Origin of the sequence: Fluviicola sp. (assembly GCF_039596355.1) — a bacterium.
Lineage (GTDB): Bacteria > Bacteroidota > Bacteroidia > Flavobacteriales_D > Crocinitomicaceae > Fluviicola.
Map to the genome: position 1 here is coordinate 290,365 of NZ_JBCNJW010000003.1, position 13,908 is coordinate 304,272.

Below are 13,908 nucleotides of genomic sequence, written 5' to 3' on the forward strand. Positions count from 1 at the left end.
TAGTTGCCGATTTTATAGCGCCTATGCGTTTTATTATCAGTAATTTCGATATTTAGTAAAATTTAGGTAATCCTCTAATATTCAAACTTTATGGATCAGAATGATCTGAAAGACGCATTAAGAAAGTTTTTTGGTTTTGATCAGTTTAAGGGACAGCAGGAAAGTATAATTACCAATGTGTTGCAAAAGAAGAATACGTTTGTAATTATGCCGACGGGCGGTGGAAAGTCTCTTTGTTACCAACTTCCCGCCTTGTTGTCCGAAGGAACGGCAATTATCGTTTCTCCGCTGATCGCATTAATGAAAAACCAGGTGGATGCAATACGGAATGTCAGCGACCACAACTCGGTAGCACACTTTCTGAATTCTTCCCTGAGCAAATCGGAAATTAACCGGGTGAAGGATGATATCCTTTCCGGAAAAACCAAACTGCTATACGTAGCGCCGGAATCGCTCACCAAACAGGAAAACATTGATTTCCTGACTTCTGTGCCGATTTCGTTTTTTGCCATCGACGAAGCACACTGTATCTCGGAATGGGGACATGATTTCCGTCCGGAGTACAGACGCCTGCGCGAAATCTTCGAGAAAATCTCCGATGTAGCGATCATTGCGCTGACGGCCACAGCAACGCCGAAAGTTCAGGCTGATATCCAGAAAAACCTGAACATGATGGATGCGTACGTGTTTAAATCGTCGTTCAACCGCGATAATTTATACTACGAGATTCGCCCGAAGCGAAATGTGGAAAAGGAAATCATCAAATATATCCGTCAGCGGGAAGGTAAATCGGGCATTATCTATTGTCTTTCAAGAAAGAAAGTAGAGGAAATGGCTGAATTGCTCCAGGTGAACGGAATCAACGCGTTGGCTTACCATGCCGGACTGGATGCGGTGACGCGTGCCAAACATCAGGATATGTTCCTGATGGAAGAAGTAGACGTGATTGTGGCAACTATTGCCTTCGGTATGGGAATTGACAAGCCGGACGTGCGTTTTGTGATTCACCACGATATTCCGAAATCCCTGGAAAGCTATTACCAGGAAACCGGACGCGCAGGACGAGACGGCGGAGTCGGAGAGTGCATCACGTTCTATTCGTACAAAGACATCGAAAAACTCGAGAAGTTCCTCCAGGGAAAACCTGTTTCCGAACAGGAAATCGGGAAGCAGTTGCTGAGTGAGATCGTGTCGTATTCGGAGACATCTGTTTGCCGCCGGAAGTTTATCCTGCATTATTTCGGAGAATCATTCGATGAAAAGGAATGCAATGACATGTGTGATAACTGCAAATACCCGAGAGAAAAACTCGAAGGAAAAGAATTCGTCTACCAACTGCTTCAGACGGTGGATTACCTGCAGGAACAACAGAAATCCAAACACGTATGCGCATTCTTGTCGGGTGGTGTGACAGCAGAGATTAAAAGCTACAGACACGACCAGGCTCCGTTGTTCGGGGTTGGGAAAGATAAAGACGAACACTTCTGGAATGCAGTGATTCGTCAAACAGTGGTTGCCGGCTTGCTTTACAAAGACATTGAAACATACGGAACGTTGAAGTTTACCGAAAAAGGAAAAGAATTCCTGGCGAATCCGGTTTCATTCACGCTCCTGAAACAACACGATTATTCGGCTTCTGATGATGACGATATTGCTGTTTCTCCAGGAAAAGGCGGTGCGTTTGACGAAGCATTATACGATATGCTGCTGGATTTGAGAAAATCGCTTTCTAAGCAGAATAACATTCCTCCGTTTGTGATCTTCCAGGAACCCTCCTTGAAAGACATGTGTTTCCAGTACCCGATTACCATTGACGAGTTAACAAACTGTCAGGGAGTGGGAAGCGGAAAGGCACAGCGTTACGGAGAACCGTTTATTGCAGTGATCCAGCGCTATGTGGAGGAAAATGACATTGACCGTCCGCAGGATTTGGTGGTAAAATCACTGATCAATAAATCCGTACTGAAAGTACAACTCATCCAGAATATCGACCGGAAACTTCCGTTGGAAGATATTGGAAGAGCACAAGGGAAATCGCTCGATGAGGTGATTGAAGAAATCGAGGCAATTGTTTCTTCCGGCACGCGGGTAAACATCAACTACTACATTGATGATATCCTGGATCCGGATAATCAGGAAGAAATCTACGACTATTTTTCCGAAGCTGAAACAGATGATCTAACAACTGCGTATCATGAATTTGATGGTGATTACACCGAAGAAGAATTGCGTCTTATGCGAATAAAGTTTATGAGCGAGATGGCGAATTAGAGCCAGGACTGATAGACGAAAAAGACATAAGACAAGTTTGTATAAACAAAAAACGGATGAGCAATCATCCGTTTTTTTAGTTATATACAATTCTGTTGTCTCCATGTCCTGACTCTCGAAGTCTTCGAAAGTTATACTGCTACTTCCGCTTTAATATGCGGATGCGGATCGTAATTCAGCAATTCGAAATCTTCAAATTTGAAATCGAAAATGTTTTTCACCTCCGGATTGATCTTCATAGTCGGTAATGGACGGAAATCGCGGGTCAATTGCAATTTTGCCTGATCCAAATGATTGGAATACAAGTGTGCATCTCCCAGGGTATGAATAAATTCTCCCGGTTGTAATCCGCAAACCTGCGCCACCATCATGGTCAATAACGCATAAGAAGCAATATTGAACGGAACGCCGAGGAATGTATCTGCCGAGCGCTGGTACAACTGGCAGCTCAATTTCCCGTCAGCTACATAGAACTGGAACATGGTGTGACACGGAGGAAGCGCCATGTTGTCCACATAAGCAACGTTCCATGCATTTACAATCAGTCTCCGGGAATTCGGATTTTTTTTGATCTGCTCAATCAGGTTGGAGATTTGGTCAATAGACCCGCCGTCAGGAGTCGGCCAGGAACGCCACTGGTAACCGTAAACCGGCCCGAGGTCACCCTGTTCATCTGCCCATTCGTCCCAGATAGAAACATTGTTCTCTTTGAGGTAACGGATATTTGTATCTCCTTGTAAAAACCACAATAATTCATGAATGATCGAACGCAGGTGTAATTTTTTGGTCGTCAAAACAGGGAAACCTTCTTCCAGGTTGAAACGCATCTGGTATCCGAAAACGGAGAGTGTTCCTGTACCTGTCCGGTCTCCTTTAAATGTGCCCTTGTCGAGAATGTGCTGTAATAAATCGTGATATTGTTTCATTTTACCTTCTGAAATGAGGATTGGAATATACGCTTCGAAGTTAGGGATTTTAATGACAGGCAGATTGCTTTGGTTAATAATTCGGTTGCTTTGTTGATTCCTTTCTCTATTTTTGTTTAAAACTGAGAGATGCGTTTTTTATTACCGGTATGGCTGTTATTGATCTCACTGTCTGTTCATTCGCAGGTTCTGAAGAAGAAAACCCTGGGTATTTACCAGGGAGAAATTCCTTCCTATGCACTGGAGTTGGGAGAGGAAGTTTTCCAGGTCGACAAAGCGGCAATCCAGGTCGAATTGCATGCCGACGGAACCTTACTTGAAACAATCGACTCCAAAGCCGTAAAAGGCACTTACCTGATTCTGAAAGAAGACAAAAATACCGTTTACCTCGAAGTCAAACTGGACGGACAGTACATTCCCGAAAGCTATGTGTTGTACAAAAAAGACAAGCGCCTTGAACGAAAAGGAATCTATCCCCAGCCGGATGTGTTCCTGAAAAAGAGTTAAGCCGTTATTCAGGGAAAGAATTTCTTTCGTAATCTTAGTGGTAAAATAGTTGGCTTTCTTCTACCAAGAGGCTCACGAAACACACGAGGAAATGGATGTATCTGTTCCCAGATGAGATTAAAGTTCCTCCTGATGTTCTTAGTAGTAAAACGAGCTTAGTTTTTGACCACTTTGACCCTGCTGACAGCTGCTCCTTCCCGGATTTCAATCCAGTAAATTCCCGCTGAAAGGGTATTGAAAGGCATTGCGTTGAACTCATTCATTCCGTAAGAAGGGACTTTTGTTGCCGAACTGATCTGGTTTCCCTGGAGGTCGAATAAACTGATTTGAGCATCGGAAGTTCCTGTCGAGAACCACGAAACAGTCAGTACTTCGCTAAATGGATTGGGATAAACGGACAAGGATGCAATTTCCTGGCTGACTAATCCCAAGTGACAGGTTCCGGTCAAGCTGCTGTCGATCCATGAAGTGCGGTTCAAAATCCACGTTTTGAGTGCTGAAATTTCTCCCGGGTAATCCGCTGGAATCGGGCTTGGATTGGGCCAGGTGTAAATCCCCAGTAAAGGCCATTGGTCAAAATGCCGGTCTTTCGGAACGTTGATGTATTGCGCAATGGAATCAATTTTGGCAAAAAGCGCGTTGTTGGAAAGAACGCCCTGGCGAAGAATTGTCCAGCGGCATTTGACTTCATCCTGGAACCACGGATCTTCCATCAGGCGCGACCACCAGGTCGGAACTTGCCAATCACCGCCCGGACAGGTATTCGTGAATTCGTATTGCCAGCCGGTATAATCGTCCCCTGCGCAGTAGTCGGCGTTCCACCAGGCAATGTTGAAATCCCACACCGGGCCCATACGCAGTTTGCCGCCTTTGGAGTCTTTTTCTTTGTGAAGAAAGCTGCTCAGACGGTAACCGTCTACGTTTTTACTGAGTTCATTCAGGATCAGGAAATCGATAAAGGTCTCCGGAACGGTGTATTTCCGGTAGCCGGTATTCGGATCGGCAAAAGACGGGCTTGCCAATGCAGTTTCGAATGAATCGACATACGCCTGGATGTAATCTCTTTGCTGTGGCTGAATGTCGCCCGGCTTCGGATAATGGTACAGAAAGTGAATCGGCGTGTTATCCGATGCGGTGTATTGGGAATCCCATCCATCGGCAGAAGATCCGGTTGTTTTGTCTATTTTAACGATGTACCCCCCGGTCAGGTCGTCGCCGGAAATATCTGTCGGAAGAAGTTTTGCAATAGCTACACGGTTCGGATCGCGCTTGATTTTTTCCATCAACGTGTAAATTCCCTGGTATTGATCGTTCAGCACCAATTCGCAGAGAACGGTGCGGGAAGCGTAATGCCCCATTTGATTGGCCAGTTCATACGTCAGAATGTTGCGCATGCAGGTTTTATCGTTGTATGGCGCATACAAAATCCAGTCATGTTCTATCGGGAGCCCGAGCAGAACCGTGTCTTTCGTTGTTCCGTTGACATCGCGTGTTTCCAGCGCATAAGACTTTTGCGGGAAATCTCCGGAAGTGGATCCTCTTCGTTCAATCCCGATCAGGTTGTTGTATGCGTTGGGAAAATCGGTTACGTGGTTGATGTTTCCCGGGCCGTTATTAATGATTTTCATGTGGGCCTGGATTTTGGGCTCGTCGGGAATGCCCTGGTTGTTCGTGTTCAGAATCACGATCGGGAGGTTGCTGTTGCTGAACGGCTGATAAGTTGCCGGGTTCGAGCCGAAGGTAATCGACCAGGAGTCCAGGGTTCCTTCATCACCGCTTGCCGAGTCGAAAACACGCAGTTTCCAGGTTCCGTTGGGATTTTGATTGTTGTTCGCAACACCAAGTGGATTCATGGCTTTGAAGGTTCCGCTGAATGGTGCACCTTGGGTAACAATCGAGATCGTTGCGTCTCCGCGAAAACAGGTTCCGGTGAAGTTGTCTCCGCTTCCGCCTACGGCAGAGAAGAGCACAATTTGGGTTCCGTCCGGAGCTTCCAGCGTGGCTGTGACATCGGCATCCCAGGTATGGGTAATGGAAAGGCAAACCTGTTCCAGTCCAAAAGTTGTTTGATCTATGACGGCCGGTAAACCGTTCACCGAGATCGTGTTGACAAGTTCCTGGTTGTCGAGAATATTCCCGGAAGTTCCGTTAAAGGTTTGCGCACAGGAAACAGCACTTACAATAAGTGCCAGAGAGGAGAGTATAGCTTTCATTCAGTATTATCTGAATGTTAAGTTACAATTAATTTGAATGAAACAAAATTAATGTGAAATATCTGACAAATCTTCCGGGTTGTGTTTGTGGCGGAAAAGAATGGCGAATAACACGGCTACAATCAATGCATAAGCTGAGAACGTAAGCCAGATCCCTGTCCAGTTCAAACGATCGCCGTTGCTGAAGTACGAATCGATCACAATTCCACTGATGTAGCTTCCGAGAATCGCTCCCACACCATTGGTCATCATCATAAACATTCCCTGTGCACTGGAGCGGATACGCGGATTACAGGACGTTTCCACGAACAGCGAACCGGATACATTGAAAAAGTCGAACGCCATACCGTAAACGATGCAAGAAACGATGATCATCCAAAGCCCGTCGGAAGGATTTGCGTATGCAAGCAGTCCGAAACGAAGCACCCAGGCCAGCATGCTGATCAGCATCACTTTTTTGATTCCGAATTTCTTCAGGAAGAAAGGAATCGCCAGGATAAAAAGTGTTTCTGAAATCTGGGAAATGGAACTGATGATGGTCGAATATTTCACAACGATGGAATCGGCATATTCCGGGAATTTGGAAAAGCCTTCCAGGTAGGTATCGATGTACATGTTCGTGAGCTGAAGCGCTGCGCCAAGTAGCATGGAAAACACGAAGAACACCGCCATTTTGTAGTTTGCAAACAACTTGAATGCATTGATGATCACTTCTTTGGTTGAATTTTTTTCTTCCAGGTTGTGGTGCTGCGGCGGACATGCAGGCAGGGTGAATGCGTATATTGCCAGGATGATTGCCGAAGCAGCTGCAATGTAGAATTGGCCTTCTGTGGTTTTGAAGCCGCAAAGATTTGTTGTCCACATCGCGAGAATAAACCCTACTGTTCCCCAAACCCGGATGGGAGGGAAGCTCTTGATGACATCGTATTGATGATTTTTGAGGACGTGATAGGCGATGGAATTGGATAATGCAATGGTGGGCATGTAACAAAGCATGGCGCCGAAAATGACCCAGAAAAAAGTGTTCGGATCACTGACAGAAGGAATGGAGGCCAATGCAACGGCTCCGAGTAAATGAAGAATCCCATAGAGTTTTTCGGCATTGATCCAGCGGTCGGCGATGATTCCGGTGATGGTCGGCATGAAAAGCGACGAAATTCCCATCGTGGAGAAAATAGCTCCGAATTCGGAGAAATCCCAATTCATGGTTTTCGTACAGTAGTTGCCAATGGTAATGAGCCACGCTCCCCAAACGAAAAATTGGAGAAAACTCATGACGGTCAATCGAACTTTGATGGAATTCCCCATAACAGTATTATTTGATGTTGATTTGATTACGCTCCGCGCTTCTTGATTTCGTCTCTGATACGGGAAGCCAATTCGTAATCTTCCTGTTCAATAGCGCTTTGCAACTGTTCTTCCAGTTCTGATTTGGTCATTTTGGAGAATTCATTGTCGTCCGAATCTGCGATTTCGATTTCGTCTTCTTCATCGAGAAATTCGTCGGAAAGGATTCCGGCAGAAGAAAGAATGGATTCAAACGTATAGATAGGGCAGTCGAAACGAACAGCTAAAGCAATGGCATCCGAAGTGCGTGCATCGATATCCGAATAAACACCGTCTTTTTCGCAAACCAGCTTGGCAAAGAAGATACCTTCCTGCAGGTTGTAAATAACCACTTCTTTTAATTGAATGGAGAAGGTTTGAGCCAGAGATTTGAACAAATCGTGGGTCAGTGGCCGGGTTGGGGTCATTTTTTCGAGTTCAATGGCAATGGCCTGAGCTTCAAAACCGCCGATAATGATCGGTAAACGGCGTTTTCCGCCCGATTCTGCTAAAACCAATGCATAAGCACCACTTTGTGTCTGACTGTATGACAGCCCGATAATGTCTAGTTTAATCTTGTCCATTCGAACGTTTTCCTTACGAAGGGTTTAAATAAGGAGGGAAGCAGTGTACGTGCTTCCCTCCCCGGATTACTTTCGTAAAAATAACTAAATAGATTAATCTTAGTGTGCTGTTGAACGGAATTTTTTTACAGCTTCCGTCAATTTCGGCAATACGTCGAATGCGTCACCAACCACTCCGTAGTCAGCAGCCTTGAAGAAAGGAGCTTCCGGATCCGTGTTGATTACTACGATCACTTTTGAACCGTTTACTCCTGCCAAATGCTGGATAGCACCGGAGATTCCGACTGCGATGTACAGGTTCGGACGAATGGCAACACCCGTTTGCCCTACGTGCTCGTGGTGAGGTCTCCAACCGATATCTGCTACCGGACGGGAACATGCTGTTGCAGCACCCAATGCTTTTGCCAGGTCTTCAACGATTCCCCAGTTTTCAGGACCTTTCAATCCGCGACCTGCTGAAACAACCAATTCTGCTTCCGGTAATGGAATTTCACCTTCCGGCATTTTGGTTTCAACCACTTTGATAGCAGAAGCACCAGCCGCTCCGTCGAATGCTTCTACGCTGCATGCCGAACCTGATTTTTCAGGCTGGAATGAGTTCGGAAGCAGGGAGATAATTTTTTTCGCTGAGTTTACCGATACAAAACCGAATGCTTTTCCGGAGAATACATTCACTTTTACCACGAAACCGTTTGCTGTGTTCGGAACGTCAACTGCTCCGGAGATCAATCCTGCTTTCAAACGAACGGACAAGCGCGGAGCAACTGCTTTCGCTACCAGGTCGTGAGAGAAAATGATCAGTTCAGCTCCGGTTGTTTCAGCGGCTTTTGCTACCAAACGCGTTACCTGCTGAGAATCTTCCGTAGATACATGGCGGTCTACCAATACTTTTTCTGCTCCGTATTCTCCCAATGTTGCCAATGTAGCATCGTCAACAGAACCCGTTGCAACAACTGTAATCGAACCACCGATTTTCTTTGCATAAGTCACTGCTTCAAGCGCGCTTTTTGCCAGGTGGTTGGATGAATTGATATAAACTAAAATATTCATAATTCCTTTGTTCTTCTAGATTAAATAACTTTCGCCTCGTTGTGCAACAAAGCAACTAATTCGTCCATGTTGTTCGGATCGATCATCTTCACAGCTGATTTCGCCGCAGGCAATCCGTATTCAACGTAAGATGTCAGATCGTCAACAGCTGCAGGAGCTACCACTGTAAGCGGTTTGGTACGTGCTGCCATGATTCCGCGCATGTTCGGAATGCGTTGTTCCGCCATTCCTTTAGCACAGGAAACTACCAATGGAAGGTTTGCTTCCACTACCTGAACACCACCAACGATTTCCTGCTCCAATCGTGCAGTTGTTCCGTTGATATCCAGTTTTGTAGCCAGGGAAACAAATGGAAGGTCCATTGCTTCAGCGATCATTCCAGCTACCTGTGAACCATTGTAGTTGATGGTTTCTTTTCCTGTCAATACCAGGTCAAAACCGTTTGATTTTGCATATTCAGCGATCTGGATTGCAGTGAAGTAAGCGTCTTTCGGATCCGCATCGATGCGTACTGCGTCATCTGCACCGATTGCAAGCGCTTTGCGGATAATTGCTTCATCAGCTGCATTTCCGACAGTAATAATAGTCAAGTTACCGCCAAGGGTTTCTTTCAATTCCAATCCGCGCACAAGTGCATACCACTCGTCGTATGGGTTGACAATGTACTGAACTCCATTCTCATCAAACTGCTTGTTCCCGTCTGTGAAAGCAATTTTTGATGTAGTATCCGGAGATTTACTGATACATACAAGAATTTTCATATCTTTTTTATTTAAACGTAAGACTGCGAGCGTGTAAAATTATACAAGTACAGTATTTGCTTGTTAAACATCCTTTCGGAAGCAAAAATAATCAAATCCTCCTATTTTCAAAAATATTATGTACGCATAATATGATGGGTTTTGAACAATTTGTTCACCATTTCCTTAAAATGTGTGTTCTTGCACCTCATTTTAGTGTGCCAGAAACGAATTTTGATTAATTTTGGTGCTGCTTTTAAGCGAAATAAAAAACGATAAGAATGAAGACAGTTCAATTTAGAGAAGCCCTTCGTGAAGCTATGTCAGAAGAAATGCGCCGTGATGAAGGTGTGTTTTTGATGGGAGAAGAAGTTGCTGAATACAACGGGGCATACAAAGTGTCTCAGGGAATGTTGGATGAATTTGGCCCGAAACGTGTGATTGACACCCCGATCGCTGAGTTGGGATTTGCCGGAATTGCTGTTGGAGCATCGATGAATGGTCTTCGCCCGATTGTTGAGTTCATGACCTGGAACTTTGCGATTTTGGCTGCTGACCAGATTATCAACTCTGCTGCTAAAATGTTGCAAATGTCCGGAGGACAATACGGTTGTCCGATCGTTTTCCGCGGTGGAAACGGAACTGCAGGTCAGTTGGCAGCAACGCACTCTCAGAGTTTTGAAGCATTTTACTCGCATGTACCGGGGTTGAAAGTGATTACTCCGTCTACTCCATATGATGCAAAAGGATTGTTGAAAGCGGCAATCCGCGATAACGACCCGGTAGTATTCCTGGAGTCTGAAAAAATGTACGGTGATAAAGGTGAAATTCCGGAAGGAGAATACATCATTCCGATCGGAGTGGGAGATATCAAGCGTAAGGGAACGGATGTAACCGTTGTTTCTTTCGGGAAAATTATCAAAGTGGCTCACGAAGCTGCAGAAGTATTGGCGAAAGAAGGAATTTCTATCGAGATCATCGACTTGAGAACGATTCGTCCGATTGATTACCCGTTGATCGTGGAATCTATTAAGAAAACAAACCGTTGTGTGGTTCTGGAAGAATCCTGGCCGCTGGCTTCGATTTCTTCTGAGATCGCGTACCATTTGCAACGTTATGCATTCGATTACCTGGATGCACCGGTGCAACGCGTGACTCAGACAGATACGCCGTTTGCGTTTTCACCGACTTTGATCGACGCAGCATTGCCGAACGTTGAAAAACTGGTGAAAGCTGTGAAAAGCACGTTGTACAGAAACTAAGAAGATACGTAGTTAATAAACAAAAAAGTCGGGGTGAAAAATTTTTCACCCCGACTTTTTTATTGGTATAGGAATGGAACGCCATGCATGGCGTTCTGATCTTTAAATCTCTGCGCTGGAAGTTGGGAATGCACGGTCTACTTTCTTAAACAAACCTTGCAATACTTTTCCAGGACCGACTTCGATGACTTCTGTTGCACCGTCAGCGATCATTTGCTGCATCGTCTGTGTCCAGCGAACAGGAGCTGTCAGCTGATCAATCAAGTTCTTCTTGATTTCTTCCGGGTTGGTTACCGCAGCAGCTGTTGTGTTTTGATATACCGGACAAATCGGTGTATTGAATGTTGTGGATTCGATTGCTTTTGCCAGTTCTTCACGAGCCGGTTCCATCAAAGGAGAATGGAAAGCTCCACCCACTTGCAGAATCATGGCGCGTTTTGCACCTGCTTCCGTCAATTTGGCACACGCTTCTTCTACCGCAGGAATTGCTCCGGAGATTACCAATTGTCCCGGGCAGTTGTAGTTTGCGGCTACCACGATTCCATCGATGGATTTGCACACGTTTTCTACCACTTCGTCTTCCAGGCCTAAAATAGCCGCCATGGTAGAAGGAACAGCTTCACACGCAGCCTGCATTGCCAGTGCGCGTTTGGATACCAGGCGCAAACCGTCTTCGAAAGAAAGTGTTTTGTTGGCAACCAATGAAGAGATTTCTCCCAGGGAATGACCTGCAACCATATCCGGTTGAAAGCTATCGCCCAAACACGCCGCAAGAATCGTGGAGTGAAGGAAGATCGCCGGCTGGGTCACTTTGGTTTGCTTCAACTCTTCGTCAGATCCTTCGAACATGATTTTCTGGATGTCAAAACCCAGGATTTCATTCGCTTTTGCGAACAGTTCTTTTGCTAAATCAGACGCTTCGTAAAGGTCTTTTCCCATTCCTGAGAACTGGGCACCTTGTCCCGGAAATACGTATGCTTTTTTCATAATTTCATTTTCAATGAGCAGGCAAATATAGTAACTTCATGAAATAAGTGATCAGTGAAAATGGAGAAGTGAAAAGTCTTTGATCAACCTCTTAGTTGTTTCTGCCTGAAACGGTACCCATAAAAATACCCCGACTCCGGAACCGGAATCGGGGTAGAAATTGTTATTTAGAAAGAACGATTAGTTCTTAACAACCATTTTCTTGCTAACAGTTCCTTTGTCTGTAGAAACGTTTACGGTGTAAACTCCTGCAGCGAAATGAGCTGTAGAGAAAGATACTTTAGAAGTTCCTTCAGAAGCTGTTGTTGTGTAAACTGTTTTTCCTGTCAGATCAACTACTGCGATTGTAGAAGCAACTGCTCCGTTTACCTCAACTGTGGCTTCACCTACAACTGGGTTAGGGTATACGTTTACGTCTACGTTAGCGATGTTTTGAGCTACTGACAAAGATGGGTCTTCAGAAAGACGGATCATGATTGCTCCCGGATCTGTCAATTGGAATCTGTTTCCGTCAGCTGTGTAACCCAATACAGTTCCCTGGAAAGTTGGCTGTGCATATCCGAATCCTACTTCGTTTGCTCCACCTAAGTGGTGCGCCATAACCAGGATCAGGCTTCCCTGAGGAATTGATACGGAACCTCCGTCGATTGGAATAGTAATGAATGTGTTCAATTCAGACTGTACGATCGGGTGGTATACTGTTTCACCCAAGTAATCAAACTCCTGAGTAGTTGTGTTGAAGATTTCGATCACACAGTTGATTTCTTGTCCCACTGCTGTAGATTGGTTCAACAAACGAACCTGAACACCAGTTACTTCCATAGTGTTGAATACTTCCATCAGGTTACCGATTCTCAATTCAGCACCATCCTGGCTTGTTACCTGAGCAATTCCACCTTTGATAGTGTTGTCGTCACGACCGTACAGGTACTGGTCACGAACGACTGTGATTGCTCTGGTGTTGTTTGCCAAATCACCGTCGGTTACACCTGCGCCAAGGTCAGTTGTGTAGTTGATGGTGTAGCTTCCTGCTGCAGTTGGAATAGCACAAGGTGTTGTGATTTCCAGGGTATCTGTAGCTCCTACGGCAATAGATACGGCGCTGCTTGTTTGGTTGTATGATCCCGGACCAGTTACATTCAATGTAACGTTTGGCTGGTTAGAACCTCCATTGTTCATAGCAAGAGCTCCGAAAGTCAATCCTGGGAAAGATGTTTGGGAAGCTGCTACACGGTAGTAGTCCAATCCTTCTGTGGATGCAAGTGCTGTAGCCTGAGTGATTCTGGTGAATTTCGCATCGTTTGCGAATGCTTCAACCAACTTCACATCGTCAATTGCCCAGAACCAATCGTAATCTCCCTGGTACAAGAAACGGATTTTCACAGTGTTTGACCAGTTTCCACCAGCCAATACAGCAGAAATGTTTACTGTTTCAAATTCAGGGTTTGCAGAGTTGGTGTTTACCGGAACTTCTGAAACCGGGTTCACTTCGATAGTTACCCATGTTGCACCGTTGTCATTTGAAATCTGAACGAAATTCTTATCGTAGAAGTGACGATAAATCTCCGTGAATTTCAGGTACATTGGAGTGTTCAGTGCGCTTCCGTTAGCTGTCAGAAGGTTTGCCAATGCTACAGTTGTTTCAATGTAAGCATTTTGAGTTTGGCCACTTCCTGCAGCATCAGAGTTCACCAACGCGAAGTTTCCTGTACCGATAGTAGTCGGGAAACCGTAAGTTGCCGCCTGAGACGTCAACGAAGTTGGCAATGCGCCCACAATCGCCCAGTCTCCTGAAGTGTGCGGTGGTGTTCCTCCCGGATTGTTTCCGATAGTCCAATCAGATGTGGTTGAGAAATCGTTGGTCCACAAAATGTCTCCTTCAGTTTTAGTAGACGGAGTTTCTGTTTTAGCACCAACTTTGAAATTGTCATAACGACTCTGTTTTACGCTAACAATCGAATTGCTTACCTGAGCAGTCGCCAGGGTAGTCAAAGCCATTGAAAATAAACCTAAGTATACTTTTTTCATAGTTTTTTGTTTGA

Annotated in this window: 11 protein-coding genes; 3 read left to right on the plus strand and 8 right to left on the minus strand. The window is 45.2% G+C overall.

Translation table 11 applies throughout. The features are described from left to right. Positions 1-90: 90 nt before the first annotated feature. Positions 91-2,271: a DNA helicase RecQ gene (recQ, locus tag ABDV94_RS09255; RefSeq protein WP_343606749.1), complete on the plus strand. Its 2,181-nt coding sequence runs from the start codon at positions 91-93 to the stop codon at positions 2,269-2,271. Between the two features lie 131 nt (positions 2,272-2,402). Here the strand turns inward: recQ and ABDV94_RS09260 are convergent, their stop codons facing one another. Further along, a complete protein-coding gene (locus tag ABDV94_RS09260; protein WP_343606750.1) occupies positions 2,403-3,197 on the minus strand; it encodes a thymidylate synthase in 795 nt (264 codons plus the stop codon). Positions 3,198-3,326: 129 nt separating this feature from the next. Between ABDV94_RS09260 and ABDV94_RS09265 the strand changes: the two genes are divergently transcribed. Then, positions 3,327-3,704: a hypothetical protein gene (locus ABDV94_RS09265; RefSeq protein WP_343606752.1), complete on the plus strand. Its 378-nt coding sequence runs from the start codon at positions 3,327-3,329 to the stop codon at positions 3,702-3,704. Positions 3,705-3,859: 155 nt separating this feature from the next. Here the strand turns inward: ABDV94_RS09265 and ABDV94_RS09270 are convergent, their stop codons facing one another. The 5 genes from ABDV94_RS09270 to ABDV94_RS09290 all read right to left on the minus strand — a co-directional run bounded on the left by ABDV94_RS09270 (position 3,860) and on the right by ABDV94_RS09290 (position 9,638). Further along, positions 3,860-5,917 (minus strand): CotH kinase family protein, encoded by a 2,058-nt coding sequence (locus ABDV94_RS09270; RefSeq protein WP_343606754.1) that lies wholly within the window; start codon positions 5,915-5,917, stop codon positions 3,860-3,862. A 48-nt stretch (positions 5,918-5,965) separates the two neighbouring features. Continuing rightward, positions 5,966-7,225 carry a nucleoside permease gene (locus ABDV94_RS09275; RefSeq protein WP_343606756.1) on the minus strand — a complete coding sequence of 420 codons (1,260 nt, stop codon included), beginning with the start codon at positions 7,223-7,225 and terminating at the stop codon, positions 5,966-5,968. A gap of 26 nt (positions 7,226-7,251) precedes the next feature. Beyond that, on the minus strand, positions 7,252-7,827 hold the full coding sequence (locus ABDV94_RS09280) for a bifunctional nuclease family protein (RefSeq protein ID WP_343606758.1): 576 nt from the start codon (positions 7,825-7,827) through the stop codon (positions 7,252-7,254). A gap of 99 nt (positions 7,828-7,926) precedes the next feature. Continuing rightward, complete coding sequence (locus ABDV94_RS09285) at positions 7,927-8,877, minus strand: electron transfer flavoprotein subunit alpha/FixB family protein (RefSeq protein WP_343606760.1); 951 nt, start codon at positions 8,875-8,877, stop codon at positions 7,927-7,929. A 20-nt stretch (positions 8,878-8,897) separates the two neighbouring features. Continuing rightward, positions 8,898-9,638: an electron transfer flavoprotein subunit beta/FixA family protein gene (locus ABDV94_RS09290; protein WP_343606762.1), complete on the minus strand. Its 741-nt coding sequence runs from the start codon at positions 9,636-9,638 to the stop codon at positions 8,898-8,900. A gap of 260 nt (positions 9,639-9,898) precedes the next feature. Here ABDV94_RS09290 and ABDV94_RS09295 point away from each other — a divergent pair, with 260 nt between their 5' ends. Continuing rightward, positions 9,899-10,879 carry a pyruvate dehydrogenase complex E1 component subunit beta gene (locus ABDV94_RS09295; RefSeq protein WP_343606764.1) on the plus strand — a complete coding sequence of 327 codons (981 nt, stop codon included), beginning with the start codon at positions 9,899-9,901 and terminating at the stop codon, positions 10,877-10,879. Between the two features lie 102 nt (positions 10,880-10,981). Here ABDV94_RS09295 and fabD read toward each other — a convergent pair whose 3' ends face one another. Both fabD and ABDV94_RS09305 read right to left on the minus strand, forming a co-directional pair. After that, positions 10,982-11,866, minus strand: a complete 885-nt coding sequence (fabD, locus tag ABDV94_RS09300; RefSeq protein ID WP_343606766.1) for an ACP S-malonyltransferase — start codon at positions 11,864-11,866, stop codon at positions 10,982-10,984. 180 nt (positions 11,867-12,046) lie between these two features. After that, a complete protein-coding gene (locus tag ABDV94_RS09305; protein ID WP_343606768.1) occupies positions 12,047-13,894 on the minus strand; it encodes a T9SS type A sorting domain-containing protein in 1,848 nt (615 codons plus the stop codon). Between the last annotated feature and the right edge of the window lie 14 nt (positions 13,895-13,908).

Bases quoted from the DNA above. Each gene is read 5' to 3' on its own strand.
- recQ (WP_343606749.1), top strand. From the start codon at position 91: ATGGATCAGAATGATCTGAAAGACGCATTAAGAAAGTTTTTTGGTTTT.
- ABDV94_RS09260 (WP_343606750.1), bottom strand. From the start codon at position 3,197: ATGAAACAATATCACGATTTATTACAGCACATTCTCGACAAGGGCACA.
- ABDV94_RS09265 (WP_343606752.1), top strand. From the start codon at position 3,327: ATGCGTTTTTTATTACCGGTATGGCTGTTATTGATCTCACTGTCTGTT.
- ABDV94_RS09270 (WP_343606754.1), bottom strand. From the start codon at position 5,917: ATGAAAGCTATACTCTCCTCTCTGGCACTTATTGTAAGTGCTGTTTCC.
- ABDV94_RS09275 (WP_343606756.1), bottom strand. From the start codon at position 7,225: ATGGGGAATTCCATCAAAGTTCGATTGACCGTCATGAGTTTTCTCCAA.
- ABDV94_RS09280 (WP_343606758.1), bottom strand. From the start codon at position 7,827: ATGGACAAGATTAAACTAGACATTATCGGGCTGTCATACAGTCAGACA.
- ABDV94_RS09285 (WP_343606760.1), bottom strand. From the start codon at position 8,877: ATGAATATTTTAGTTTATATCAATTCATCCAACCACCTGGCAAAAAGC.
- ABDV94_RS09290 (WP_343606762.1), bottom strand. From the start codon at position 9,638: ATGAAAATTCTTGTATGTATCAGTAAATCTCCGGATACTACATCAAAA.
- ABDV94_RS09295 (WP_343606764.1), top strand. From the start codon at position 9,899: ATGAAGACAGTTCAATTTAGAGAAGCCCTTCGTGAAGCTATGTCAGAA.
- fabD (WP_343606766.1), bottom strand. From the start codon at position 11,866: ATGAAAAAAGCATACGTATTTCCGGGACAAGGTGCCCAGTTCTCAGGA.
- ABDV94_RS09305 (WP_343606768.1), bottom strand. From the start codon at position 13,894: ATGAAAAAAGTATACTTAGGTTTATTTTCAATGGCTTTGACTACCCTG.